The sequence below is a fragment of the Pseudomonas sp. 32A genome (genome assembly GCF_052682255.1).
This window is the reverse complement of sequence record NZ_JBQYLY010000001.1, coordinates 1,402,131-1,424,816: the sequence shown is the minus strand read 5'-3', so window position 1 is coordinate 1,424,816 and position 22,686 is coordinate 1,402,131. Positions and strand designations below refer to the sequence as shown.

Annotated in this window: 19 protein-coding genes; 7 read left to right on the top strand and 12 right to left on the bottom strand. The window is 60.4% G+C overall.

Annotation, left to right across the window (positions count from 1 at the left end; genetic code table 11):
* Positions 1-125: 125 nt before the first annotated feature.
* The 5 genes from ACUN0G_RS06520 to aceK all read right to left on the bottom strand — a co-directional run bounded on the left by ACUN0G_RS06520 (position 126) and on the right by aceK (position 8,173).
* On the bottom strand, positions 126-359 hold the full coding sequence (locus ACUN0G_RS06520; RefSeq protein ID WP_258344241.1) for an anti-sigma factor family protein: 234 nt from the start codon (positions 357-359) through the stop codon (positions 126-128).
* Positions 353-967 carry an RNA polymerase sigma factor gene (locus tag ACUN0G_RS06515; protein ID WP_177122847.1) on the bottom strand — a complete coding sequence of 205 codons (615 nt, stop codon included), beginning with the start codon at positions 965-967 and terminating at the stop codon, positions 353-355. The genes ACUN0G_RS06520 and ACUN0G_RS06515 overlap by 7 nt, the downstream gene beginning before the upstream one ends.
* Positions 968-992: 25 nt before the next feature.
* The gene (locus ACUN0G_RS06510; RefSeq protein WP_445572947.1) at positions 993-2,114 is read right to left on the bottom strand and encodes a beta-ketoacyl-ACP synthase III; all 1,122 of its coding nucleotides are present in this window, start codon (positions 2,112-2,114) and stop codon (positions 993-995) included.
* Between the two features lie 355 nt (positions 2,115-2,469).
* A complete protein-coding gene (gene hrpA / locus ACUN0G_RS06505; RefSeq protein WP_445572946.1) occupies positions 2,470-6,381 on the bottom strand; it encodes an ATP-dependent RNA helicase HrpA in 3,912 nt (1,303 codons plus the stop codon).
* Between the two features lie 70 nt (positions 6,382-6,451).
* The gene (aceK, locus tag ACUN0G_RS06500; RefSeq protein ID WP_218263647.1) at positions 6,452-8,173 is read right to left on the bottom strand and encodes a bifunctional isocitrate dehydrogenase kinase/phosphatase; all 1,722 of its coding nucleotides are present in this window, start codon (positions 8,171-8,173) and stop codon (positions 6,452-6,454) included.
* A gap of 411 nt (positions 8,174-8,584) precedes the next feature.
* Here aceK and ACUN0G_RS06495 point away from each other — a divergent pair, with 411 nt between their 5' ends.
* Together ACUN0G_RS06495 and ACUN0G_RS06490 are read left to right on the top strand one after the other, a co-directional pair.
* Positions 8,585-10,210 (top strand): methyl-accepting chemotaxis protein, encoded by a 1,626-nt coding sequence (locus tag ACUN0G_RS06495; protein ID WP_445572945.1) that lies wholly within the window; start codon positions 8,585-8,587, stop codon positions 10,208-10,210.
* Between the two features lie 72 nt (positions 10,211-10,282).
* Complete coding sequence (locus ACUN0G_RS06490; protein WP_445572944.1) at positions 10,283-11,179, top strand: DMT family transporter; 897 nt, start codon at positions 10,283-10,285, stop codon at positions 11,177-11,179.
* Between the two features lie 30 nt (positions 11,180-11,209).
* Here the strand turns inward: ACUN0G_RS06490 and ACUN0G_RS06485 are convergent, their stop codons facing one another.
* Complete coding sequence (locus ACUN0G_RS06485; protein WP_445572943.1) at positions 11,210-12,070, bottom strand: DMT family transporter; 861 nt, start codon at positions 12,068-12,070, stop codon at positions 11,210-11,212.
* 548 nt (positions 12,071-12,618) lie between these two features.
* Between ACUN0G_RS06485 and ACUN0G_RS06480 the strand changes: the two genes are divergently transcribed.
* The gene (locus tag ACUN0G_RS06480) at positions 12,619-12,798 is read left to right on the top strand and encodes a hypothetical protein (RefSeq protein WP_148666979.1); all 180 of its coding nucleotides are present in this window, start codon (positions 12,619-12,621) and stop codon (positions 12,796-12,798) included.
* Positions 12,799-12,841: 43 nt separating this feature from the next.
* Here ACUN0G_RS06480 and ACUN0G_RS06475 read toward each other — a convergent pair whose 3' ends face one another.
* Positions 12,842-13,780, bottom strand: coding sequence for an aspartyl/asparaginyl beta-hydroxylase domain-containing protein (locus ACUN0G_RS06475; RefSeq protein ID WP_445572942.1), 939 nt, complete (start codon positions 13,778-13,780; stop codon positions 12,842-12,844).
* Positions 13,781-13,966: 186 nt separating this feature from the next.
* Complete coding sequence (gene cysK, locus ACUN0G_RS06470) at positions 13,967-14,941, bottom strand: cysteine synthase A (protein WP_421525028.1); 975 nt, start codon at positions 14,939-14,941, stop codon at positions 13,967-13,969.
* A gap of 123 nt (positions 14,942-15,064) precedes the next feature.
* On the opposite strand from cysK, the gene ACUN0G_RS06465 reads away from it, so the two are divergent.
* From ACUN0G_RS06465 to ACUN0G_RS06455, 3 genes are all read left to right on the top strand, one after another.
* Positions 15,065-16,141 carry a DUF748 domain-containing protein gene (locus ACUN0G_RS06465; RefSeq protein WP_258344232.1) on the top strand — a complete coding sequence of 359 codons (1,077 nt, stop codon included), beginning with the start codon at positions 15,065-15,067 and terminating at the stop codon, positions 16,139-16,141.
* Positions 16,142-16,377: 236 nt separating this feature from the next.
* Entirely contained in the window at positions 16,378-17,223 is an 846-nt protein-coding gene (locus ACUN0G_RS06460; protein WP_003210690.1) for an AAA family ATPase, read from the top strand.
* An 11-nt stretch (positions 17,224-17,234) separates the two neighbouring features.
* Positions 17,235-18,413 (top strand): vWA domain-containing protein, encoded by a 1,179-nt coding sequence (locus ACUN0G_RS06455; protein ID WP_003210689.1) that lies wholly within the window; start codon positions 17,235-17,237, stop codon positions 18,411-18,413.
* A gap of 136 nt (positions 18,414-18,549) precedes the next feature.
* On the opposite strand, the gene ACUN0G_RS06450 is transcribed toward ACUN0G_RS06455, so the two are convergent.
* The 3 genes from ACUN0G_RS06450 to ACUN0G_RS06440 are packed head-to-tail and all read right to left on the bottom strand — an operon-like array spanning position 18,550 to position 20,914.
* A complete protein-coding gene (locus ACUN0G_RS06450; protein ID WP_445572941.1) occupies positions 18,550-19,473 on the bottom strand; it encodes a 5-oxoprolinase subunit C family protein in 924 nt (307 codons plus the stop codon).
* The gene (gene pxpB / locus ACUN0G_RS06445; RefSeq protein WP_445572940.1) at positions 19,470-20,174 is read right to left on the bottom strand and encodes a 5-oxoprolinase subunit PxpB; all 705 of its coding nucleotides are present in this window, start codon (positions 20,172-20,174) and stop codon (positions 19,470-19,472) included. Before pxpB ends, ACUN0G_RS06450 begins: the two co-directional genes overlap by 4 nt.
* Positions 20,171-20,914, bottom strand: coding sequence for a 5-oxoprolinase subunit PxpA (locus tag ACUN0G_RS06440; RefSeq protein WP_017479176.1), 744 nt, complete (start codon positions 20,912-20,914; stop codon positions 20,171-20,173). Before ACUN0G_RS06440 ends, pxpB begins: the two co-directional genes overlap by 4 nt.
* Before the next feature lie 176 nt (positions 20,915-21,090).
* On the opposite strand from ACUN0G_RS06440, the gene ACUN0G_RS06435 reads away from it, so the two are divergent.
* Positions 21,091-22,029: a LysR family transcriptional regulator gene (locus ACUN0G_RS06435; RefSeq protein WP_421525033.1), complete on the top strand. Its 939-nt coding sequence runs from the start codon at positions 21,091-21,093 to the stop codon at positions 22,027-22,029.
* 110 nt (positions 22,030-22,139) lie between these two features.
* Here the strand turns inward: ACUN0G_RS06435 and ACUN0G_RS06430 are convergent, their stop codons facing one another.
* The gene (locus tag ACUN0G_RS06430) at positions 22,140-22,682 is read right to left on the bottom strand and encodes a DUF2937 family protein (RefSeq protein ID WP_445572939.1); all 543 of its coding nucleotides are present in this window, start codon (positions 22,680-22,682) and stop codon (positions 22,140-22,142) included.
* Positions 22,683-22,686 lie beyond the last annotated feature (4 nt).

The following is a 22,686-nucleotide window of genomic DNA, read 5'->3' as shown; positions in this document are numbered from 1 at the left end:
TGTTGCAAAATGTAAAAAGCCTCATTAAAAATGAATAATTTTTCATGTTGATTATTTTTTGAGCAAAAAAAAGCCCGCATCATTTATCGATGCGGGCTTGGTTTTTGTGTGAAAAGTGACGGGTATTACGGGTCGCGGGAACGCTCGGCGGCCAGACGCTCGGCCAACGCATCAACATCGGCGATGGGCGGCTCGGGCAGGATTTTCAGCGTTGCCTGCATCAAGCGCATCTGCCGGATAAAGCGCCGGCAGTTGGCGCAGAACATCAGGTGATGACGCACCAGCAGACGCTCGCGAAAGGTCAGTTGCCCATCGAGATAGTCACTGGAACGCGCCACTTGTTCTTTACAGGTCAACATTCGCCGGTTTCCTCAAAATGCTCCACCGTGGCGAAGACTTTAAGCCGTGCTCGATGCAGCAGCACACGAACATTGGAGAGCGATAGTGTCAGAAGATTACAAATCTCCTCCAACTCCAGCCCCTGACGTTCGCGCAGCAGCAGTACGCTGCTTTGCAGTTCGGAAAGACTGGCCAGCGTGTGCTCCAGGCAATTACGCAGTTCGTCTTCGGTAAGCAGCGCTTCGGGAGTGTCCTGATGCCAGGCAAACGGCGCGACGGCCCAGTGGCCATCGTCGGGCACGAAGCGATCATCGCCGATGGTGCCGTGGGGTGACGGCAGGTCATCGAGCAGCACTTCCCGGCGGTTCTGCTTGTAACGGCCTTTTGCCGAGTTGGCCGTGATGGTCAGCAGCCAGGTCTTGAGGCTGGAGCGCCCCTCGAACTTCGCCAGGTTGCGCACCACCGACAGCCAGGCGTCCTGGACCACCTCATCGGCATGGCGCTGGCCAACGATGGCATAGGCCACGGCACGCATCGCGCTCTGGTAGGTGGTGACCAACTCCTTGTAGGCCCGCTGCTCACCCTTGAGCAATCGTTCAAGCAGGTGCGCGTCGTCCGCTGCTGCCATTCAAGACCTCGATTTCAAAACATGATCAGCGTCTGCGCAGAATCACGCTACCAATCGAATACCCGGCGCCAAACGAGCTGAGCACGGCCACAGCGCCCTTGGGCAAGTCGTCCTGGTAGGTGTGAAACGCAATCACCGACCCCGCGGAGCTGGTGTTGGCGTAAGTATCGAGGATCACCGGCGCTTCTTCCACTGAAGCCTCACGGCCCAGCAGTTTCTTGACGATCAGGTGGTTCATGCTGAGGTTGGCCTGGTGCAGCCAGAAGCGCTTCACATCGCCGACATTCAGCTGGTTTTCCGAGAGGTGCGTGCCGATCAACTCGGCGACCATCGGGCAGACATCACGGAAGACTTTGCGGCCTTCTTGCACGAACAGCTTGTCTGGGGCACCGATGCCCTCTTCCGCCGCGCGGTTGAGGAAACCGAAGTTGTTGCGGATGTTGTTGGAGAACTTGGTCAGCAGCTTGGTGCTCACCACGTCGAACTGATGCTCGGAAGTGGCCAGGTCGGCCCGCTCGAGAATCACGGCGGTGGCCGCATCGCCAAAGATGAAATGGCTGTCGCGGTCACGGAAGTTCAGGTGGCCGGTGCAGATCTCCGGATTGACCATCAGGATCGCCCGGGCCTGGCCCAGCTGGATGCTGTTGGCGGCGTTCTGGATGCCGAAGGTCGCCGAGGAACAGGCCACGTTCATGTCAAAGCCGAAACCCTGGATGCCCAGCGCTTCCTGGACTTCAATGGCAATCGCCGGGTACGCCCGCTGCAGGTTGGAACAGGCGACGATCACACCGTCGATGTCGGCGGCGGTCTTGCCGGCGCGCTGCAAGGCTTGCTCGGCAGCACCCACGGCCATCTGGCAGAGGATCGACCACTCGTCGTTGGAGCGCTCCGGCAGGCGTGGCGCCATGCGCTGCGGGTCGAGAATGCCGGCCTTGTCCATGACAAAGCGGCTCTTGATGCCCGAGGCCTTTTCGATGAAGGCGGCGCTGGATTCGGTCAGTGCCTCGACGTCGCCGCGTTCGATGGCGGCGGCGTTATCCAGGTTGAACTGTTGCACGTAAGCATTGAAAGACTGCACCAGCTCTTCGTTGGAAATGCTGTTGGCCGGGGTGTACAGGCCTGTGCCGCTGATGACGACGTTATGCACGGTCGTTCCTCTAAATCTGTTCAGGCAGAAGGGTATTGGTACCGTCGTACCAAACCGTAAGTAGTTTTATGCCGCCCAGCGGCCTTCAAACTGGAAACGCTTTATTCCATCGCGCCATGGCTGCACCAGCCCAATTCGACGATCCCGGCATTTATAACCGCGAAGTTTGCCACAACATCGGAAACTTGGCGCCTATCCCGCACAAACACCTTCCCTGTGGCGAGCGAGCTTGCTCGCGCTGGGTCGCGAAGCGGCCCTAATAAAGTTACCCGGGTGTTTCAGAAAGACCTTATAGGGCTGCTTCGCAGCCCAGCGCGAGCAAGCTCGCTCGCCACAGTTGCTTGACGCACGTCGGTCACGCTTCGACCAGGCTCCATTGCTTGCCCAGACGCTTGTCGGAAATCGGCACCTTGGTGCCCAACTGCTGCGCAAACAGCGACACCCGGTATTCCTCCAGCCACCAGCGATACAGCTCCAGCTGAGGGTCGCGCTTGCCTTCCTGGGCGTGCTTGTTCAAGCGATTCTGATACTGACTCCACAGGCCACCCAGCTCGGTGCTCCAGACCCGATCCTTCTGCACCTGGCTCGGCAGCTTCTCCAGGCGCAACTCGATGGCCTTGAGGAAACGCGGCAGCTCCTTGAACCATTGCGCCGGGGTTTCCCGCACAAAACCGGGATACACCAGGTTGCTCAATTGCTGCTTGATGTCATTGAGAGCCACGGCCTGGGCCAGGTCAATCTTGCCTTTGAAGCGTTTTTGCAGGCCATGCCACAGTTTCAGGATGTCGAGGGTCAAGCGCGCCTGGCGCTCGGCATGTTCGGTCCAACTGCCACGCTTGCGCTCGGCCAAGGCGGCCAGGCCGGCACCGTCACGCGGCAGGCTGGCTTCGCCTTCCAGCACGCAGCTGTCGAGGCTGGCCAACAGAATGTCTTCCACCAAGGCTTCGATACGCCCCAGCTCGCGGTACATCAGGCCCAACTCGGTCAGGCCGGGCAACTTGCCCCGCAGGAATTTTGCCGGCTCGGCCAATTGTTGCAGCAGCAAACGTTGCAAGGCCCGACGGTGCTGGAACTCCGCCTCGGCGGCGGTGGAGAAGCGCCCTTCCTTGACCGTACCGTTTTCTTCCACCAATGCCGGATACACCGTCATCGACAGCCCCGCGATGTTTTGCTGGGTTTTCTCGGCCACCGCCGCAAAGACCTTGGCCTCTACCGGCTGTTGGCTTTTCGCGGTCTGCGGTACGGCCAACGCGGCTTGACTGGCTTCAGCGAAACGTGCGGTCAGCTCGGCCAGGTCGCGGCCTTCACCGAGGAACTTGCCTTGGCCGTCGACCACTTCAAGGTTCATCTTCAGGTGGTTTTCCACCTGTTGCGCGGCCTCGGCCCAGGCTTCATCGCTGACCCGTGCCCCGGTCATGCGCAACAATTCGCGCCCCAGCGCCTGGGGCAACGAGCCTTGGCCAAATTCGATGCGTTGCAGGGCTGCCTTGACGAAATCCGGCACCGGCACGAAATTCTTGCGCAGGGCCTTGGGCAAGTTACGCACCAAGGCAATGCACTTGGCCTCGATCACACCCGGCACCAGCCATTCCAGGCGCTCGGGCGGCAAGGCCGGCAACAGCGGCGCCGGCACGCGCAAGGTCACGCCATCCCGGGGATGGTTGGGCTCGAAGTGATAACTCAAGGCCAGGGCCAGGTCGCCCAGGTGCAAGGTGTCCGGGTAATGGGCGGCAGTGACTTCACTGGCCTCGCGGGCCAGCACGTCTTCTTCGCGCATGATCAGCAGTTGCGGGTCTTTCTGGCTGTTGACCTTGTACCAACTGTCGAAGGTCGCAGTCTGGTGGATCTCGGCGGGCAGGCGCGCATCGTAGAAGGCGTACAGGGTTTCCTCGTCCGCCAGGATATCGCGCCGGCGGGCCTTGGCTTCCAGCTCGTCGAGCTGTTCCAGCAGTTGCTGGTTGGCGGTCAGGCAGCGGGCCCGGGACTGAATCTCGCCGCGCACCAGGCCTTCACGGATAAACAGCTCGCGGGACGTCACCGGATCAATCGGCCCGTAATGCACTGGCCGGCGCCCGACGATGATCAACCCGAACAACGTGATCTGCTCAAACGCCACCACTTGGCCGCGCTTCTTCTCCCAATGGGGTTCGAAGTGGTTTTTCTTGATCAGGTGCCCAGCCAATGGCTCGATCCAGTCGGCGTCGATCTTGGCCACCATCCGTGCATACAGCTTGGTGGTTTCCACCAGTTCGGCGGTCATCAGCCACTGCGGGCGCTTCTTGCCGATGCCCGAGGAAGGGTGAATCCAGAAACGCCGCTGACGCGCGCCGAGGTAATCGCCGTCTTCAGTCTTCTGGCCGATCTGACTCAGCAGGCCGGACAGCACCGCCTTGTGCAGTTTCGGGAAATCCGCCGGCTCCTTGTTAACGGTCAACTGCATGTCGCGGCAGATCAGGCTCAACTGGCGGTGGGAATCACGCCACTCCCGCAGGCGCAGGTAATTCAGGAAGTTCTTGCGGCACCAGTTACGCAACGGGCTGGCGGTCAATTCCTGGCGCTGTTCTTCAAAACCACGCCACAGATTCACCAACCCGGCGAAGTCCGAATCCGCGTCCTTCCACTGTGCGTGAGCCTGGTCGGCGGCTTGCTGGCGTTCCGGCGGACGCTCGCGCGGGTCCTGGATCGACATGGCACTGGCGACGATCAGCACTTCCTGCAAGCTGCCAAGCTTGGCCGCCTCCAGCAACATGCGGCCCATGCGTGGGTCCACCGGCAGACGCGCCAACTGGCGGCCCATCGGTGTCAGTTGGCTGTTGCGGTCAACGGCGGACAACTCTTGCAGCAGGTTGAAACCATCGCTGATGGCCTTGCCATCCGGCGGCTCGATAAACGGGAAATCGGTGATCTCGCCCAGGCGCAGATGCAGCATCTGCAGGATCACGGCCGCGAGGTTGGTGCGCAGGATTTCCGGGTCGGTAAATTCCGGACGCCCGATAAAGTCTTCTTCGCTGAACAGGCGCACGCAAATGCCCGGCTCCACCCGCCCGCAGCGGCCTTTGCGCTGGTTGGCGCTGGCCTGGGAAATCGCCTCGATCGGCAAGCGCTGGACCTTGGCACGGTAGCTGTAGCGGCTGATGCGCGCAGTGCCGCTGTCGATCACATAACGAATGCCCGGCACGGTCAGCGAGGTTTCCGCGACGTTGGTCGCCAGCACCACGCGTCGGCCCGGGTGGGACTGGAAAATCCGCTGTTGCTCGGCCGGTGACAGGCGCGCATACAGCGGCAGAATTTCAGTGTGCTTGAGCTGGGCCTTGCGCAGCATATCGGCGGCGTCGCGAATCTCGCGCTCGCCGGGCAGGAACACCAGCACATCGCCGGGGCTCTTGCGTTCGCTGCGTTCAAAGGCGGCGATCTCATCAAGGGTGGCGAGAATCGCCTGGTCGACGGTCAGGTCGTCCTCGACGCGGTTGCCCTCCTCGTCCTGCTCCAGGGTCAACGGGCGGTACCAGGTTTCCACCGGGAAGGTGCGGCCCGACACCTCGACAATCGGCGCATCGTCGAAGTGCTTGGAAAAGCGCTCCAGGTCGATGGTCGCCGACGTAATGATGACCTTGAGGTCCGGACGACGTGGCAACAGGGTTTTCAGGTAGCCCAGCAGGAAGTCGATGTTCAGGCTGCGCTCGTGGGCTTCGTCGACGATGATCGTGTCGTAGCGTTCGAGGTAGCGGTCGTTCTGGGTTTCGGCCAGCAGGATGCCGTCGGTCATCAGCTTGATCAGGGTGTTGGAATCACTCTGATCTTCAAACCGCACCTGGTAACCCACCAGGGATCCCAATGGCGTCGCCAATTCTTCCGCAACCCGGCTGGCCACGCTGCGCGCTGCAATCCGCCGCGGCTGGGTATGGCCGATCAGGCCGTATTGGCCGCGGCCGATTTCCAGGCAGATTTTCGGCAACTGGGTGGTTTTACCCGAGCCGGTCTCACCGGCAATGATCAGCACCTGATGCTTGAGCAGCGCTTCCTTGATTTCGTCGCGCTTGGCGGCGATCGGCAGGCTGTCGTCATAGCGAATCACCGGCAGGCTGGCACGCCGCGCCGTCACCTGGGCGCAGGAGGCCTGCATCCGCGTCACCCACTGCGCAAGTTTTTCCTCATCGGGTTTCTTGCGCAGCTCAAGCAGCTGCCGCCGCAAGCGGTGGCGGTCGGCGAGCATGGCGTGATCGAGGTTTTTCAGCAGTTGGTCGATAGCGGGCGCTTGGTCAGTCATCAGGTACGCAAAGGTCGTCTATGTAGGCAGGGGGCGGATTGTCGCAGAAAAGCGCCGCCAAGCGCTCCCCTCATTCGTTGTCCAGGCCCTTGCGACGGTAGGGAAACACGTCAATCACCTTGCCGGCGCGAATCGCATCTTGCAGGCCTTTCCAGTAGTCGGCGTTGTACAACTCGCCGTGCAGTTCGTCGAACAGCCGGCGCTGGCCGGCATCGGCAAACAGGAACGGCGGGAATTCCTCCGGGAACACATCCAGCGGGCCGATGGAATACCAGGGCTCGGAGGCCATTTCATCTTCCGGGGTGCGCGGCGCCGGAATGTGGCGAAAGTTGGCTTCGGTCAGGAAACAGATTTCGTCATAGTCGTAGAACACCACGCGACCATGGCGGGTGACGCCAAAATTCTTCAGCAACATATCGCCGGGGAAAATATTCGCCGCCGCCAGTTGCTTGATCGCCAGGCCGTAGTCTTCCAGCGCTTCGCGCACCTGGGCTTCGTTGGCGTTCTCCAGATAGAGGTTGAGCGGGGTCATGCGCCGCTCGGTCCAGCAGTGGCGGATCAGTACCGTATCGCCTTCCACTTCGACGGTGCCGGCGGCGACTTCAAGCAATTCGGCCAGGCATTCGGGCTCAAACTTGCTCAGCGGAAAACGGAAGTCGGCGAACTCCTGGGTGTCAGCCATGCGCCCGACTCGGTCGACACTTTTCACCAGCCGGTACTTCTCGATCACCGTGGCGCGGTTGACGTTTTTCGACGGTGAAAAGCGGTCCTTGATGATCTTGAACACGGTGTTGAAGCCCGGCAGGGTAAACACACTCATGACCATGCCGCGCACGCCCGGGGCCATGATGAACTGGTCGTCGGTAGTGGCGAGGTGGTTGATCAGCGCCCGATAGAACTCGGATTTTCCGTGTTTGTAGAAGCCGATGGAGGTGTACAACTCGGCGATGTGCTTGCCCGGCAGGATGCGCTTGAGGAAGCCGATAAACTCCGCCGGCACCGGCACGTCCACCATGAAATAGGAGCGGGTGAACGAGAAGATGATCGACACGTCGGCTTCGTCGGTGATCAGTGCGTCGATCTGGATGCCGCGCCCTTCCCGATGCAGCAGCGGGATCACCAGCGGCCACTGTTCGTCGCGGGTGTAGATGCGCCCTACGAGGTACGCGCCTTTGTTGCGGTACAGCACCGAGGAGAATAGTTCGACGTTGAGGTCCGGGTCTTTGCAGACCCAGTCCGGCAGGTTTTCGCGCAATTGCGCTTCCAGGCGGCGCAGGTCGGCGGGCAAGTCGGCGTAGGGTTCACTGAAACGGTAGTCGGCGAAAATCTGTTCCAGCATGCCTGCCAGCTTGCCGCCCGGCTTGTAGGTGCGGGTCTGCGCCGCCCGGGCGCGGCGCAGGCTCGGCCGCGTGGTGTGAATGAACATGCAGCCGTCGCTGATCAGGTCGTGACTGAACAGCCCGCAAAACGTCGAGTTGTACCAGGTCTCGGACAGCTCATCGTCAAACCGCAGGTCGATCAGGCTGATGTAGGCGCTTTTCACCAGCGGCCAGGCGGCAATGTCGAGTAACACGGCTTCATCGAAGGCCGCCCGCAGCCGCGCCGTGACTTCGCTGACCTTGTCTTCGTACAGGTTGATGCGCGCCGCCGAGGCCGCCTGCCCTTGCTGCCACTGTGCCTTTTCGAAACGCTCCCGGGCGCCATCGGTGATCTGGCGGAAGTGCTCGCGGTAGTCGTCGAAGCCGTCGAGGATCATCTGCGCAATGTCGAGGGCGGGCGTTTGCTGCGGCATTTGGGAAACCTCTGCGGGCATTTGGAGTGAGCTGAGCTTAGCCAGTGTGCAGGAACAGGAGAAGGGACATTTTTCGTTCAGCCTTGTACAGGTTTGTTCATTTTGTACATTTACTTTCAATTTTATTAAGCCGACCATTCGGTCAATAAAAAACCTCGAAGTCAGTTCAGCCAAGTTAAACGTTTCATCTGAAGGCCTCTAACCACGGGCCTCCCCCGGGAGCCCCCTGGAAAACCCGAGTATTTGCTCTAGCACGCTGGACCTCACTTCCCTTTAGAGCATTGGATCCAACGTAAGGGAAACCCTTATTACCTTCATGATGGCTCTTTGCTATATAGCGCGCCCTCTCCCACCTAACAAGGTCAGAAGACCGGTCCGGGAACAGGTTCTAATCGACCAAGGAGCATTGAGATGTCATTGAGGAATATGGGGATCGGCCTGCGCGCCAGTCTGAGTTTTGGGGTGTTGGCCAGCCTGTTGATCGTGGTCGGCCTGTTTGGTTTAGGCCAGATGGCCAAGCTGCGGGAAAGCGCGCTGATCATCGAAGAGTCGTGGATGCCGAGTATTGAAAACATTCACGACAGCGCCGCCTATGTCGCCAGCATCCGCCTGGAAGCGTTGCGCTTGCTCACCACCGATGACTCCCGGGTGCGCGACAACAGCAAAAACCTGATCACCCGCCAGCGTGGCGACCTTGAAGAACTGCTGAAGCGTCACGAAACCTTGCTGAGCAACGAGCAAGAACGCGACCTGCTCAAGCAGTTGAAAGCCAACGTTGCGACCTACATGACGATCGTCGCCCAGATGATTCAACTGGTCGACCAAGACCAGCAGCAAAACGCCATGGACCTGCTCAACAGCCGGCTGGCGCCCCAAGGCATGGTCCTCAATAAAAGCCTGGAAGACATGATCACCTTCAATCAAAAAGGTGTGGAAGACGCCGCAGAGTCGGCAGCCCAGATGTACACCAGCGCCCAATGGGTGGTCGGCAGCATCATCGTCACCGCCCTGATGGCAACGTTACTGCTGGCCTGGCTGCTGACCCGCAGCATCACCGCGCCCATTGGCCAGGCACTGACGGTGGCCCGCACCATCGCCTCCGGCGACCTGAGCCGGCCGATCGTTGTGGAAGGCAAAGACGAGCCGGCGCAATTGCTCAGCGCATTGGCCACCATGCAGACCAATCTGCAGGACACCATCCGTGGCATCAGCGAATCGTCGCAGCAGTTGGCCTCGGCGGCCGAAGAGATGAGTTCGGTGATGGAACAGAGCACCCGCGGCCTGCAGGCGCAGAACGATGAAATCGAACAGGCTGCCACCGCGGTGACGCAGATGAGCGCAGCAGTAGACGAAGTGGCGGGCAATGCGGTGTCCAGCGCCGAAGCGTCCAAGGCCTCCGACGAAGACAGCAAGCACGGCCACTACCAGATCAGCGAGACCATCAGCTCGATCCAGAACCTGGTGGACGAGGTGCTCGGCGCCTCTACCAAGGCCGAAGGCCTGGCGGTGCAGGCCCAGGACATCAGCAAAGTACTGGAAGTGATTCGCGGGATTGCCGGTCAGACCAACCTGCTGGCGCTCAACGCGGCGATTGAGGCAGCCCGCGCAGGCGAGGCCGGTCGCGGCTTTGCCGTGGTGGCGGACGAAGTGCGCTCCCTGGCGCAACGCACCCAGGACTCCACCGAAGAAATCGAGCAGATGATCAACGGTATCCAGCAAGGCACCCAGGACACCGTCGGTGCCTTGAACAGCAGCGCTGAACACGCCGGCCAGACCTTGCAGCGGGCCAACAGCGCCGGCAGTGCGCTGGAGAAAATCACCGCAGCGATCTCGCAGATCAGCCAGCGCAACCTGGTGATCGCGAGCGCCGCCGAGCAGCAGGCACTGGTGGCCCGAGAGGTGGACCGCAGCCTGGTGAACATCCGGGACCTGTCGACGCAAACCGCCGCCGGTGCCACCCAGACCTCGGCGGCCAGCCAGGAACTGTCGCGGTTGGCGGTGGACCTCAATGGCTTGGTGACGCGCTTCGTGCTGTAAAACATGTATTAGCGATTGTGTCAGACAGGTCCGTGGGCAACACTTCCGCCCTTATCAAACAGGAGTTGTTCCGTGAGACCTGTCGACACCCTGCACCTGTTGGTGCTGGCCGCTATCTGGGGCGCGAGTTTTTTGTTCATGCGAATTATCGCGCCGGAAATCGGCACCATTCCTACGGCATTTTTCCGGGTGTCGATTGCCGCCACCGGCCTGCTGGTGATCCTCGCCATGATGCGGGTGAGCTGGGATTTCCAAGGCAAGTTCAAGACGGTGCTGTTGCTGGGCGTGATCAACTCCGGCATTCCCGCGACCATGTATTCGGTGGCGGCCCAGGTGCTGCCGGCCGGTTACTCGGCGATCTTCAATGCCACGACGCCGCTGATGGGCGTGCTGATTGGCGGGCTGTTTTTCAGTGAGCGCCTGACGCCGTCGAAAATTGCCGGAGTGTGCCTGGGGCTGTTCGGCGTTGGCATCCTGACCCGCGCCGGGCCGGTGGCCTTCGATCTGGAACTGCTGATGGGTGCGCTGGCGTGCCTGTTGGCGACCACCTGCTATGGTTTTGCCGGCTTTTTGGCACGGCGCTGGCTCGATCAAAGGGGCGGGCTGGACAGTCGTCTCGCAGCCTTGGGCAGCATGCTCGGGGCCACGCTGTTCCTGCTGCCGCTGTTTGCCTGGAGTGCCATCAGCCATCCACCGGCCAGTTGGGGTGGCTGGCCTGTGTGGTTGTCGTTGCTGGGGTTGGGGCTGGTATGTACGGCGTTTGCCTACATCCTGTACTTCCGCTTGCTGACCTCCATCGGCCCGGTGAAGTCGATGACCGTGACCTTCATGATTCCGCCGTTCGGGGTGTTGTGGGGGGCGTTGCTGCTGGATGAGCCGCTGTCCATGGCGCATCTGTATGGCGGGCTGTTGATTGCGGGGGCATTGTGGCTGGTGCTTCGGCCAGGGAAATTGGCCGGGAAGCTGTAGGAGCGTTTCGGCTCCTACAGCTGGGGTTGTTCAGCTCTTACGGAACACAAAAGCCAATCCGACAATGATCAGGCCCATCCCCAGCAAGCTCAGGATTGCCAGCTTGTTGCCGAAGATCAGGTAATCCATCACCGCCGTCACCGCGGGCACCAGATAGAACAAGCTGGTGACATTCACCAGGTTGCCCCGAGCGATCAGCCGGTACAGCAACAGCGTCGCCAGCAGCGACACCACCAAGCCCATCCACAGCACCGGCACGAAAAAGCCGCTGCTGTGCTCAAAGTGGAACGGCTGGAACGGCACAAACACCGAGCACAACAACAAGCCTGCGAAGTACTGCACCGGCAGGGTGCCCAGCGGGTTATCGGTGATGCGCTTCTGCATGATCGAGCCGAAGGTCATGCTGGCCAGGGCCAACAGGCCAAAGAGTATGCCTGCCAGGGACATCCCGGACATGCCGATGCCCTGGTACACCACCATGATCAACCCCGCCAACCCCAGCGCCAGGCCGAACATCCGGCTCCAGGAGCGCTGACGCTCCATCAACACCACGGTCAGGATCGGTTGCACGCCCATGATGGTAGCCATCATGCCGGGCGTGACTTTGAGGTCCAGGGCCAGAAGGTAAAAAATCTGGTAAGCCCCCAACAGCACCAGCCCGGTGGCCGCCGCGTAAAGCATCGGCTTGCCGGAACGCGGCAACTTCAGCTTGAGGATCGGGACCAGTATCACCAACCCCGCCAGGGCTATGGCAAAACGGATCAGCAAAAACGCAAAGGGCGAAGCGTGGGCCAGGCCCCATTTGGAGAAAATCGCCCCGCTGCTCCACAGCAAGACAAGCAGGCTCGTCGAGGCCGCCGCGGCCACGGATTGTTTCGAAAGAACAGACATGGATACCACCTGTAATCAGGCAAAAAGCCAATTCAGCAAAAGCTGAAATTCAGTAGTTTTTTTCAGGCGGGCACAGGGGAACAGCCATCAGCTGATCAGCCCGAAATGCCAACACCCGGCGGTGATACGACTGCGTACACCGGCGTGCTACTGACAGGTGGGGGGTAGTGACTGATCTGCACAGGCTGCTGGTTCCCGCACGGCACGACCGCAGCGTTGACCGCTGAATCGACTACCGCTATGCGCAAGGAAGCTGGCATGTGCTGATCTTTTTTGGGGGGATGGACAAGGTGTCTGAAAACACCTGCGGCCGACTATAACCAGCTGGGGACATGCTTTGCAATGACTTCGCCAAAAGGCCAGTAAGGACAGCTTGGGTCAACACCACTAGCCTTGGGAAAAACCAATCCGCTCCGAATCCGGGGGGCTTTTAACTCATGATGACCAATGCCAAAAAAACGCGATTCTCTGCGCTATCAGTTATACCGCTCAAAGGCGGGCTTAGCATCGTAACCATGCTCAATTAATGATCAACAGTGGAGGCTAATATGGGAGCAGCTCCTAAAAACTCCGTCACCCAGAAATCATCATCGAAGCTGATAAAAGAGCTTGGAGCACCAGCACTAGCAGTCACCGCCAATCAGCGCCGTTTTCTCAGTGCAGCCATGACGACCAGCGTTGATGAGCCCAGCCTTTTAGCGGGCAACCCCAACAAATCAAAAGCATAAAAAAACCGCTCACTCGAGCGGTTTTTTTATGCCTGCAAAAGCCTTAACCAAACAACCAATACCCCAACGCCGTCAGCACCAACACTGCCAGCACCGGCCGCAGGATGCGATAAGCCTTCGGATGCTTGCGCTTCCACTGCTTGACCACACCGCTGAAGCTGTCGCTGAAGCGCTTGCTCCAGGCATACGCCTGGTTGATCCCGCCAACGCGTTCGTCATCCAGGTTCTGCGGCGCGGTAGCGCGGCCCAGTTGGGCGCTGACCCAACGGTTGATGCGCGTCATCAGGCGGCTGCTCAGCGGGCGTTCGATGTCGCAGAACAGGATCACCCGGGTGTGTTCGGTTTCGTTCTTCACCCAGTGCACGTAGGTCTCGTCGAACATCACGTCTTCACCGTCACGCCAGGCATACACCTGGCCGTCGACGAAAATACGGCAGTCGTCGGAGTTCGGCGTGGACAGCCCCAGGTGGTAACGCAGGGAACCGGCAAACGGGTCACGGTGCGGGTTGAGGTGGCTGCCACCCGGCAACAGGGCAAACATCGCGCCCTTGACGTTGGGAATGCTGCTGACCAGGGCCACGGTTTTCGGGCACAGCAGTTCAGCCGACGGCAACGGTTTGTCGTACCACTTCAGGTAGAAACGCTTCCATCCCTTCTTGAAGAACGAGCCGAAACCGGCATCGTTGTTCTTCTCGGCGGCGCGGATATAGCCCTCGTCGAACAGATGCATGGCCTCTTCGCGAATCACTTCCCAGTTGTCCTTGAGCACGTCCAGCTCCGGAAACTTGCTGCGGTCCAGGTACGGCTTGGACGGCACGGCGGAGAAGATGTACATCAAGGCGTTATACGGGGCGAACAGCGCCGAATGGTTGACGAACTGACGCAACATCGGCAAGCGGGCCTTGCCACGCAAATGCACGTACAGCGTGCTGCCGATAAACAGCAGCAACACCGACAGTTTGGCGGCCAAAGAAAAGGTCATGCAGCAACTCCTGGAAATAGGCGTCTGGCCATTAGCCTCCCGTTATCGGGAAACCAGACGTAGCAGCCGGCCATGATAAACACTCCGGGCCTCGGGAAAAACCCGCGCACTCCAACAATCAGCATTTAGCGGTGCGCGATAACGGGCCAATTATGCATAAGGGCCGCGCCATCGCGCTGATTTGAATCAAGCCTGGTTTTCCTGATCGGTAAACAAATCGGCGAACAACATGCTCGACAGGTAGCGTTCGCCGGAGTCCGGCAGCACCACGACGATGGTCTTGCCCTGCATTTCCGGCTTCTCCGCCAGGCGCACCGCCACGGCCATTGCTGCGCCACAGGAGATACCGCAGAGAATCCCCTCCTCCTGCATCAGGCGCAAGGCCATGGCCTTGGACTCTTCATCGCTGACCAGTTCGACCCGGTCGACCATCGACAGGTCGAGGTTTTTCGGCACAAAACCGGCGCCAATGCCCTGGATCTTGTGAGGGCTGGGCTTGATCTCTTCACCGGCCAGCGCCTGGGTAATCACTGGCGAGCTGATGGGCTCCACCGCCACCGACAAGATAGGCTTGCCCTGGATGTTCTTGATATAGCGCGACACCCCGGTGATGGTGCCGCCGGTGCCCACGCCTGCCACCAATACGTCCACGGCGCCATCCGTGTCATTCCAGATTTCCGGACCGGTGGTTTTCTCGTGGATCGCCGGGTTCGCCGGGTTTTCGAACTGGGCCGGCATAAAATACTTGGCCGGGTCGCTGGCGAGGATTTCGCCGGCTTTTTCGATCGCGCCCTTCATGCCCTTGGCCGGCTCGGTCAACACCAGTTCGGCGCCGAGGGCCTTGAGCACCTTGCGGCGCTCGATGCTCATGGAAGCGGGCATGGTCAGCAACAACTTGTAACCACGAGCGGCGGCAACAAACGCCAGGCCGATGCCGGTATTGCCGGAAGTCGGCTCGACAATGGTCATGCCCGGCTTGAGTTTGCCGCTGCCTTCGGCGTCCCAGATCATGTTTGCGCCAATCCGGCACTTCACCGAATACCCCGGGTTACGCCCTTCGATCTTGGCCAGAATAGTCACGCCACGCGGGGCAATGCGGTTGATCTGAATCAGGGGCGTGTTACCGATGGAGTGCGCGTTGTCTGCAAAAATGCGGCTCATAACGGGTCCTTTAGGCAATTTCAGGAAGGCCCCAAGGGTATGCCTCGTGTTGCGAAGCGTCCAGTCAAGCGAACGTCCAGCGGCCGTAGGAGTCAATCGCCTACACGGATGGAGAAAATCCCTATGAAACGTCGCTACAGTTGGCCGCTCTGGACCCTTGCGGGAATCGTGGTACTGCTGGTCGTCCTGGATATCGCCCTGCCCTATCTGGTGCGCAACTACCTGAATGACAAACTCGCCGACATGGGCGATTACCGCGGCCAGGTCACCGATGTCGACCTGGCACTGTGGCGCGGCGCCTATCGGATCAACGGCTTGCAGATCGTCAAGGTCGACGGCAAGGTGCCGGTACCGTTCGTCAAGGCGCCGGTGATCGACCTGTCGGTGAGCTGGCATTCACTGTGGTACGACCACGCAGTGGTGGCCGAGGCACAGTTCATCAAGCCGGAGCTGAACTTCGTCGACGGTGGCACCAACAAGCAGGCATCCCAGACCGGTCAGGGCACCGACTGGCGGGCCCAACTGAGCAAACTGTTGCCGATTACCCTGAACGAGGTGCGCATCGACGACGGAAAGATCGCCTTCCATAACTTCAGCTCTAAACCTCCGGTCAATATGTACGCGACCCAGGTCAACGCCAGCTTCTACAACCTGACCAACGTGGTGGACGTCAAAGGCCAGCGCGACGCACGTTTCGACGGCAAGGCGCTGTTTTTGGGCCAGGCGCCGCTGGAAGCCACGGCGACGTTCGACCCCTTGAGCAATTTCGAAAACTTCGAATTCCGTTTCCGGGCCCGGGATATCGAGCTCAAGCGCATGAATGACTTCGCCTCGGCCTACGGCAAGTTCGACTTCAGTGCCGGCAACGGCGACCTGGTGGTGGAAGCCCAGGCAGAAAAAGGCCAATTGACCGGCTACATCAAGCCCCTGCTACGCAACGTCGAGGTGTTCAACTGGCAACAGGATGTGGAGAACAAGGACAAGGGCATCTTCCGCTCGATCTGGGAGGCGGTGGTCGGCGTCAGCGAAACCGTGCTGAAGAACCAGCGTAAAAACCAGTTCGCCACCCGCGTGGAGCTGAGCGGCAACGTGCACCAGCAAGATATCAGCGCGTTCCAGGCGTTTTTGCAGATTTTGCGTAATGGTTTCGTCCAGGCCTTCAACGCCCGCTACGAACAGCCCAAGCCCAGCGCAGACTGAAACACTGGCCCCAGCAGGAGCGAGCTTGCTCGGGAAAAGCCCCAAGGCGCCGCGTTTATTCAGAAAACACGCGTCATCGTTGACGTTTTTCGCGAGCAAGCGCGCTCCTACAATTCAGAGACTGAATAGCCCGTCTGCGTTCACAGTCGCCGGGGCTGCGCGGTATAGTCGGGCCAAGCTGATTACCCGCCCGCTTCGGTCCCGGACCGTTCGGCGTCACGTTCGAGGATTGATAGATGAAGTTCGAAGGCACCCAGGCCTACGTAGCCACCGATGACCTGAAACTGGCCGTTAACGCCGCCATCACGCTGGAGCGGCCACTGCTGGTCAAGGGCGAACCGGGCACCGGCAAGACCATGCTCGCCGAGCAACTGGCCGAATCCTTTGGCGCCAAGCTGATCACCTGGCACATCAAGTCCACCACCAAGGCCCATCAGGGCCTGTACGAGTACGACGCGGTCAGCCGCCTGCGGGACTCGCAGCTGGGCGTGGACAAGGTCCACGACGTACGCAACTACCTGAAAAAGGGCAAGCTCTGGGAAGCCTTTGAGTCCGAGGAGCGGGTCATCCTGCTGATCGACGAAATCGACAAGGCCGACATCGAATTCCCCAACGACCTGCTGCAAGAACTCGACAAGATGGAGTTCTACGTCTACGAAATCGACGAGACCATCAAGGCCAAGAAGCGCCCGATCATCATCATTACCTCCAACAACGAAAAAGAGCTGCCGGACGCCTTCCTGCGCCGCTGCTTCTTCCACTACATCGCCTTCCCGGACCGCACCACCCTGCAAAAGATCGTCGACGTGCACTACCCGGACATCAAGAAAGACCTGGTCAGCGAAGCCCTCGATGTGTTCTTCGACGTGCGCAAGGTACCGGGCCTGAAGAAAAAACCGTCCACCTCCGAACTGGTGGACTGGCTCAAGTTGCTGATGGCCGACAATATCGGCGAAGCGGTACTGCGCGAGCGCGACCCCACCAAAGCCATCCCGCCCCTGGCCGGTGCCTTGGTGAAGAACGAGCAGGACGTGCAGTTGCTGGAGCGCCTGGCGTTCATGAGCCGTCGCGGTAACCGATAAGGGCGATTGCCATGCTGCTCAACCTGTTCAATGAAATGCGTGCAGCCAAGGTGCCGGTGTCGGTGCGTGAGCTGCTGGACCTGATCAACGCGCTGAAACAGCGCGTGACCTTCGCCGACATGGACGAGTTTTACTACTTGGCCCGCGCGATCCTGGTGAAGGACGAACGGCATTTCGACAAGTTCGATCGTGCCTTCGGCGCCTACTTCAATGGCCTGGAAAAACTCGACGATCACCTGCAGGCACTGATCCCCGAAGACTGGCTGCGCAAGGAATTCGAACGTTCGCTGACCGACGAAGAGCGTGCGCAGATCCAGTCCCTCGGCGGCCTCGACAAGCTCATCGAGGAATTCAAGAAACGCCTCGAAGAACAGAAGGAACGCCATGCCGGCGGCAACAAATGGATCGGCACCGGCGGCACCAGCCCGTTCGGCTCCGGCGGTTTCAACCCCGAAGGCATACGCGTGGGGGATGCCGGCAAGCGCCAGGGCAAGGCGGTCAAGGTCTGGGACCAGCGCGAGTACAAGAACCTCGATGATTCCGTGGAACTGGGCACCCGCAACATCAAGATCGCCCTGCGCCGCCTGCGCAAGTTCGCACGCCAGGGTGCGGCGGAAGAACTGGACATCGACGGCACCATCGACCATACGGCGCGGGATGCCGGGTTGCTGAATATCCAGATGCGCCCGGAGCGGCGTAACACCATCAAACTGCTGTTGCTGTTCGACATCGGCGGCTCGATGGATGCCCATGTGAAGACCTGCGAAGAGCTGTTCTCCGCGTGCAAGACCGAGTTCAAGCACCTGGAGTATTTCTACTTCCACAACTTCATTTATGAATCGGTGTGGAAGAACAACATGCGCCGGGGTTCGGAACGCACCTCGACCCAGGATCTGCTGCACAAATACGGCGCCGACTACAAAGTGATCTTTATCGGCGATGCGGCCATGGCGCCGTATGAAATCACTCAGGCCGGCGGCAGCGTCGAGCACTGGAATGAAGAGCCAGGCTATGTGTGGATGCAGCGGTTCATGGAGAAGTACAAGAAGCTGATCTGGATTAATCCGTACCCGAAAGACACCTGGGGCTATACGGCGTCCACCGGGATTGTCCGGGACTTGATCGAGGACCAGATGTTTCCGTTGACGTTGCGTGGGCTTGAGGAAGGGATGCGCTTTTTGTCGAAGTAACCTGTTCCCCAGACAACCACCATCAAATGTGGGAGCGGGCTTGCTCGCGAAGGCGGTGTATCAGCCAATATATTCGGTGACTGACACTGCGCTTTCGCGAGCAAGCCCGCTCCCACATTTTGTCCTGCGGCGGTCTTCAGTTTCTGGCAAGGTGCTGCAAATACTCCACCTGCTGCCGATGCGCCGTCTCCTGCACCACCGGCGCCAACCTCACCTTCTCCCCCGGCAAACACTGCGCCAGCCGTGCCAGCGCCAATGGCGTCAACGCCCCCAGTCGCGGATAACCGCCAATGGTCTGCCGGTCATTGAGCAACACAATCGGCTGCCCGTCCGGTGGCACCTGGATCGCCCCCAGCGGGATACCTTCCGAGATCAGCGACGGCCCCTGATACTCCAGCGGCGTGCCCAGCAAGCGCATGCCCATGCGGTCGGCGCGGCTGTCGAGGGTCCATTCGCTGTTGAATACATCAAACAGACTCTGCCCGCCGAACTGGCCGATCTGCGCCCCCAGGATCACCTCCAGTGGCGCCTTCGAATCCAGTTTCGGCAATTGCCCTGTGGACAACTCCCGCATCGCACCGCCCACGCCTGAATAGGTCAACTGCGCGCCTTCAATCAGCGCTCGGCCAAAGCCATCCAGCCCGCCCAGCTCTTCACGCGCCACGGTGGCGCAACTGCCCAGCACCTGCGGCGCATCAAACCCGCCCGGCGCTGCCAGGTAAGCCCGCGCACCACTGAACGGCTGGGTAAACCGCAAACGCTGGCCTTTTTGCAGAATAAAGGTGCGCCCCGGGCTGATCGCGCGCTCATCGACATAAGCGCCCAGGTCTGCCCCGGCCAATGCCAGCAGGCAGTAATCCTCGGCCTGCACGGTGAAGCCACCCAAGGTGATTTCCACCACCGGCGCATCCAGGGCATTGCCCAGCAACCAATTGGCCCACGACATCGACACCCAATCCAGCGCGCCGCCCTGGGTCACGCCTAAGTGCCTTACGCCAAAACGTCCAGCGTCCTGCAGCAAGCACAGCGGGGTGCTGGCCTCGATCAACAAGCGGCTCATGCCTGGGCCTCCAACGGTGTGTCATCGCCACTCAGGTTGATGAATTCGCTATGGCTCACCGCTTCGTAACGCACAGTGTCCCCCGGCTGCATCAGGCTGTAGCCGTCGCGTTCGCGATCAAACAACTTGGCCGGCGTGCGGCCGATCAGGTTCCAGCCGCCCGGCGATACCACCGGATAGGCGGCCGTCTGCCGCTCAGCGATCCCCACGCTGCCCGCCGCCACCCGCTTGCGCGGCGTATTGAGTCGAGGTGCGGCGAGCAGTTCGTCCACCAGCCCCATAAAGGCAAACCCCGGGGCAAAGCCCAAGGCGAATACCTGATATTCGTGCTGGCTGTGGCGGCGGATCACTTCCTCCACCGCAAGGCCACTGCGCTGCGCGAGTAACGGCAGCTCGGGGCCGACACTCAAGTCATACCAGACCGGCAACACATGGCATTGCCCGCTGCCCTTGGGCTCCGGCTGCAGTGCTTTAAGCGCCTGATCGATCAGCTCCCGCGCCTGGGCCGGGCTCAGCGCCATCAGGTCGTAATGCACCATGAGGGTCGTGTAGGACGGCACCAGGTCCACCAGCGCCGGGCCGAAACCTTCCCGCAAACGGCGGGTGGCGGCGAGCATCCAGGGCATGTTGTCTTCGGCGATCACATCAAACAGGCGCACCATCAGGCAGTCGATGGCTACGACTTCAATCCGTGGCTTCATGCTGGGGTCAACGCCTCACGGATGCGCTGCACGGCGGCCACCGAGCTGGCATTATCGCCATGCACACACAAGGTATTGGCCTGCAGGTGCAACGGGCTGCCGTCGCTGGCGACCAGGTGTTCACCCCGGGCGATGATCAAGGCTTGCTGGATGATCTTTTCAGGATCGTGGTGCACCGCCCCCGGCAACTGGCGGGAGACCAGATGGCCAGCGCTGTCATAGGCACGATCGGCGAAGGCTTCAAACCACAGGGTCACGCCATATTCGTCGCCCAACGCCTGGGCAGCGCTGTTGTCGCGGGTGGCCATCAGCATCAACGGCAGGCTGGCGTCGTAGGCCGCCACGGCCTGGATCACCGCACGCAATTGCGCCGGCTTGGCCATCATGTCGTTGTACATCGCACCGTGAGGTTTAACGTAGCTGACCCGCCCACCCTGGGCCCGGCAAATACCGTCGAGGGCGCCGATCTGGTAGTGCAACAGGTCCTGGATTTCCTGCGGGGTGTAGGCCATGGAGCGGCGGCCGAAACCCTGCAGGTCCTGGTACGCCGGGTGCGCGCCCACCTGCACGCCGTGCTCGAAGGCCAGGCTGACGGTCTTGCGCATGATGCTCGGGTCGCCAGCGTGGAAACCGCAGGCAACGTTGGCGCAATCAATGAACGGCATGACCTCGGCGTCCAGACCCAAGGTCCAGTTGCCAAAGCTTTCACCGATGTCGCAGTTCAATAGCAGGCGGCTCACGGTAGGGCTCCTGTAGGCTTTGTTTTTTTGTAGTGTGGGATCTTTTACCAAGATCTCGCAACGATGTTGTCCTGAGCCCCAACGACGCTTATCGTGAGACAGCTCGATTTTTGGCGTTTGCGACACGCTGCGTCCAACTAATAAAAACCGATCCATGCATAAGAAAAGTTGATCCCATGAATTTGAAGTTCCTCGAAACCTTCGTCTGGGTGGCCAAGCTCAAGAGCTTTCGTCTCACGGCAGAGAAGCTGTTCACCACCCAGGCCTCGATCTCCAGCCGCATCGCCGTGCTGGAAAGCGAACTGGGGGTGAAGCTGTTCCTGCGCGACTCCCGGGGGGTGAGCTTGACGCCAGAAGGCTTGAAGGTGCTCGATTATGCCGAGCAGATGATGGCGACCATGCAAGGGCTCAAGCAGTCCCTGGAAACCACCAGCAGCAAGGTCGGGCGCATCCGCATCGGGGTGATGGACACGGTGATCCACACCTGGCTGAGCGCGCTGGTGGCAGAACTGACGGACCACTTTCCGCGGGTGGAAATCGAGTTGGTCGCCGATACCGCGCTGAACCTCAGCGATCAGCTGCAAAAAGGCTTTCTCGACCTGATCCTGCAAACCGACCTGCTGCGCCAGGAAACCGTGCGCAGCCTGGAACTGGCCAGCCATCCCATGGGCTGGATCGTCGCCAGCCACTCGATCTACAACCGCGACTACGCGTCCCTCGCCGAACTGGCCCAGGAGCGCATCATCACCTACTCGAAAAACTCCTGTCCGCACCAGGACGTGCTCAGCCTGATGCAGGCGAACGGCGTAGCCGCGCCACGAATGAGCTGTGTGAACTCGGTGTCGGCGATCACCCGCCTGCTGCGGGACGGGTTCGGGATTGGTGCATTTCCGCCCGTATTGGTCAGCGAAGAGTTGGCACGAGGAGAATTGACCATGCTGCCCATGGAGCAACGACCGCCGAACTTGCAGGTGGTGGTGTCGTGGCGAGTGGGTGTGGAGTTGGTGGAGGAGATTGTGGCGCTGTGCCAGAGCGTGGTGGGGCGGTATGCGCAGAAGGTCGGCGAGGGTTTGATGGTGCTGAGCAAACCCATGCCACTGAAGGAACCGATTTAAAACTGTGGGAGCGGGCTTGCTCGCGAATGCGGTGCGTCAGTGACATATAGGTTGGCTGGTACACCGCATTCGCGAGCAAGCCCGCTCCCACAATTTGACCGCGTCAGCCTTTAAAGCCCCTTGAGGTCCCGCTCTTCAATCGGCCGGCTCTGGCGCAGGCGCTTGCCGCCCAACACCACCCAGTCGATCAGGCGGAACAGGCATTCCAGGCCAAACGACAACAGCATCGCGCCGCCCAGGCCCCAGCCCATGGCTTCCGGGGTCAGCAAGAGCATGTAGCTGTAGCCGTTCCAGGTTTCCTGGCGAATCGCCGGGTCGGCGGCCACAGCCACTTGCAGCGCGCGGATGTACCACGGGCCTTGCATCGCCTGGAACTGCTTATCCAACGCCACCTGGCGGTCGAGCAACGTGCCCAGGCTATCGGCATCGCTGCGAAACACCGGGTCGTCACTGGCACGGTAATGGGCCACCAGCGCCTGCAAGTCACCGTTGAAGAACTGCTGCGCCGTGGCATCGAAGCCACGCAGGCCGGTCTGGGCCTCGATCAGGTGGGCTTCGACGCGCTTGGCGTAGTCGCTGATGAACCCCGGCACCTGCACACCAACCAACAGACCCACGGCAAACAACACCAGTCGCAAATAGCTGAGCAACATATTC

Bases quoted from the DNA above. Each gene is read 5' to 3' on its own strand.
- ACUN0G_RS06520 (WP_258344241.1), bottom strand. From the start codon at position 359: ATGTTGACCTGTAAAGAACAAGTGGCGCGTTCCAGTGACTATCTCGAT.
- ACUN0G_RS06515 (WP_177122847.1), bottom strand. From the start codon at position 967: ATGGCAGCAGCGGACGACGCGCACCTGCTTGAACGATTGCTCAAGGGT.
- hrpA (WP_445572946.1), bottom strand. From the start codon at position 6,381: ATGACTGACCAAGCGCCCGCTATCGACCAACTGCTGAAAAACCTCGAT.
- aceK (WP_218263647.1), bottom strand. From the start codon at position 8,173: ATGCCGCAGCAAACGCCCGCCCTCGACATTGCGCAGATGATCCTCGAC.
- ACUN0G_RS06495 (WP_445572945.1), top strand. From the start codon at position 8,585: ATGTCATTGAGGAATATGGGGATCGGCCTGCGCGCCAGTCTGAGTTTT.
- ACUN0G_RS06485 (WP_445572943.1), bottom strand. From the start codon at position 12,070: ATGTCTGTTCTTTCGAAACAATCCGTGGCCGCGGCGGCCTCGACGAGC.
- ACUN0G_RS06480 (WP_148666979.1), top strand. From the start codon at position 12,619: ATGGGAGCAGCTCCTAAAAACTCCGTCACCCAGAAATCATCATCGAAG.
- ACUN0G_RS06475 (WP_445572942.1), bottom strand. From the start codon at position 13,780: ATGACCTTTTCTTTGGCCGCCAAACTGTCGGTGTTGCTGCTGTTTATC.
- cysK (WP_421525028.1), bottom strand. From the start codon at position 14,941: ATGAGCCGCATTTTTGCAGACAACGCGCACTCCATCGGTAACACGCCC.
- ACUN0G_RS06465 (WP_258344232.1), top strand. From the start codon at position 15,065: ATGAAACGTCGCTACAGTTGGCCGCTCTGGACCCTTGCGGGAATCGTG.
- ACUN0G_RS06460 (WP_003210690.1), top strand. From the start codon at position 16,378: ATGAAGTTCGAAGGCACCCAGGCCTACGTAGCCACCGATGACCTGAAA.
- ACUN0G_RS06455 (WP_003210689.1), top strand. From the start codon at position 17,235: ATGCTGCTCAACCTGTTCAATGAAATGCGTGCAGCCAAGGTGCCGGTG.
- ACUN0G_RS06450 (WP_445572941.1), bottom strand. From the start codon at position 19,473: ATGAGCCGCTTGTTGATCGAGGCCAGCACCCCGCTGTGCTTGCTGCAG.
- pxpB (WP_445572940.1), bottom strand. From the start codon at position 20,174: ATGAAGCCACGGATTGAAGTCGTAGCCATCGACTGCCTGATGGTGCGC.
- ACUN0G_RS06435 (WP_421525033.1), top strand. From the start codon at position 21,091: ATGAATTTGAAGTTCCTCGAAACCTTCGTCTGGGTGGCCAAGCTCAAG.
- ACUN0G_RS06430 (WP_445572939.1), bottom strand. From the start codon at position 22,682: ATGTTGCTCAGCTATTTGCGACTGGTGTTGTTTGCCGTGGGTCTGTTG.